Origin of the sequence: Parafannyhessea sp., from assembly GCF_051876455.1 — a bacterium.
In the GTDB taxonomy this organism is placed as follows: Bacteria; Actinomycetota; Coriobacteriia; order Coriobacteriales; family Atopobiaceae; genus Parafannyhessea.
Window position 1 is genome coordinate 1 of sequence record NZ_JBJEHW010000165.1, and the last position, 2,093, is coordinate 2,093.

Consider the following 2,093-nt stretch of genomic DNA (forward strand, 5'->3'; position numbering starts at 1 on the left):
ACTCGCCAAAGGGCATGTAGCCCTCGGTCACGGGGACGCCTGCGGCGCCCTGCTGTCCCTGCTGCTGCTCGGTAGTGCCCATGCTGCTCCCATCCGCGGCCGCGGCTGGCCGCGCTCGCTTTTCTCGACGTTCATTGTATGCGCACGCACCCATCACGCGGCGCCGCGCCCCCTTGGTGCGCAATCTTGCCCTATCCTGTACCAAAGACCTAAGGAGGGGCACGTTGGAAGACCAGATCCTGCTCATCAACGACATGTGCGGCTACGGCAAGGTGGCGCTCGCCGCCATGCTGCCCGTGCTCACCCACATGGGGTACCGCATCCACAACCTGCCGACGGCGCTTGTCTCGGACACGCTCAACTATCCAAAGTTCTACATCCACGACTGCACGGAGTACGTGCGCAACACGCTCCCGATCTGGGACGAGCTTGGCTTTAGCTTTGACGCGATATCGACCGGCTTCATCCAGAGCGAGGAGGAGTCGCGCATCATCGCGGACTTCTGCGAGCGCCACGCCGCCAAGGGCACGCGCATCTTCGTGGACCCCATCATGGCCGACCACGGCCGCCTGTACGCGGGCATCCCGCAGACCACGGTCAAGCTCATGAGGAGGCTCGTCTCGCTCGCGGACTGCACCGTGCCCAACTACACGGAGGCCTGCCTGCTCACGGACACGCCCATCGACCTCGAGCGCGGCATGTCGCAGAGCGACGCCGTGGGGCTGGTCGACGGCGTACGCGACCTGGGCGCCAAGTCCGTGGTGATCACGAGCGCGCTCGTGGAGGGCCGCCCCATGGTGATTGGCTACGACCACCGCAACAAGAAGTACTTCTCGCTCCCCATCAAGATGGTGCCGGTGTACTTCCCGGGCACGGGCGACATATTCTCGTCCGTGCTGATCGGCCACGTGATGCGCGACATGCCGCTGGACGAGGCCACGTCGCGCGCCATGGAGGCCGTGCGCAAGCTAATCGTGCGCAACCAGTACCAGGACGACAAGTCGCGCGGCATCCCCATCGAGACCTGCCTGGACGCGCTGGACTAGCGCCAGCTTGCGGTTGCCTGCCGGCGCCGCCTGCCCCGCCGCAACGCGATGCGACGCCGCGCCATGCAATACATCGCCCAAAGCATACGGGCGAGAAGAGCGATAGGAAACGACCCCGAAGCCTCTCGTGAGGTTCCGGGGTCGTTCGTTCGCTTGGCAGGGGGCTCAGGCTAGGACGTCACGTCCTTCTCCCCTACGCGCGGTCGTGGTTGCGCTTGCGCATAACGACGGCGATGACCACGATGGCGACGCCGGCGACGGCGATGGCTGCGGGGATGGCCATGTTGAAGAGGTCACCCGTGGAGACGACCTTGCCGGACTTGCCGGTGGTCGCGGCGGGAGCGGACTTCTTGGTCGGGGTGTTGGTGGTCGTGGTAGTCGTGGTGTCGGTCTTGGTGGGCTCGGCCGCCTTGGCCTTCACGACGATGGTCGCGGGGTTGGAGGTGACGCTCTGGCCATTAACGGTGTTGGTCACGGTGCAGGTGTAGGTGTAGGTGCCGACCTTGGAGGTGTCGACGGAGTGGGTCGAGCCCTCGTTGGTGTCAGTGGTGGCACGTGCGGCCTTGAGGGTCGCGCCGGCGGTGGCAGTGGCGGCCTTGGCCTGGCTGCTGCTCGAGTCGTCGGAGTCGGCGGCGGCCACGAAGCTCACGTTCCACTTGTAGGAAAGCTTGGAGTCGGAGCCCTTGACGTCGTCGGGGATGGACGCGGTCACCTTGAGGTCGGATGCGGAGGCGTTCTGCTCGTACGATGCGCTCTGGGGCTGGCCAGAGATGACGGGCGCGAAGGCGACGGTGGCGTAGAAGGCCGAGGTCTTGAGGTCGCCCGTGGAGGCGTCGTAGTCGCTCGGGACGAACTCGGTCGACTGGTCGCCGTTGAGGTAGGCGCGCATCTCGTCGAGGAGCTTCTTGCACTTGTTGTAGGTCTCCTGGCTGGCCTGCTCGAAGAGCGTGTTGGCGAGGGCGGTGCGGTCAGAGGAGGCCGTCTTCTGCATGACGGAGTCGACGGTGGTCTGCTGGGCGATGAGCTGCTTCTGCAGGGCGTCCAGGT

General features: G+C 65.6%; 1 protein-coding gene and 1 pseudogene. One reads left to right on the forward strand and one right to left on the reverse strand.

Annotated features, from left to right (window positions below; all coding sequences use genetic code 11):
* Positions 1 to 224 precede the first annotated feature (224 nt).
* Positions 225 to 1,046 carry a bifunctional hydroxymethylpyrimidine kinase/phosphomethylpyrimidine kinase gene (locus ACI38Z_RS07255; RefSeq protein WP_439789523.1) on the forward strand — a complete coding sequence of 274 codons (822 nt, stop codon included), beginning with the start codon at positions 225 to 227 and terminating at the stop codon, positions 1,044 to 1,046.
* A 193-nt stretch (positions 1,047 to 1,239) separates the two neighbouring features.
* Here the strand turns inward: ACI38Z_RS07255 and ACI38Z_RS07260 are convergent.
* Positions 1,240 to 2,093, reverse strand: a pseudogene (locus ACI38Z_RS07260) (C69 family dipeptidase); the annotation flags it as partial.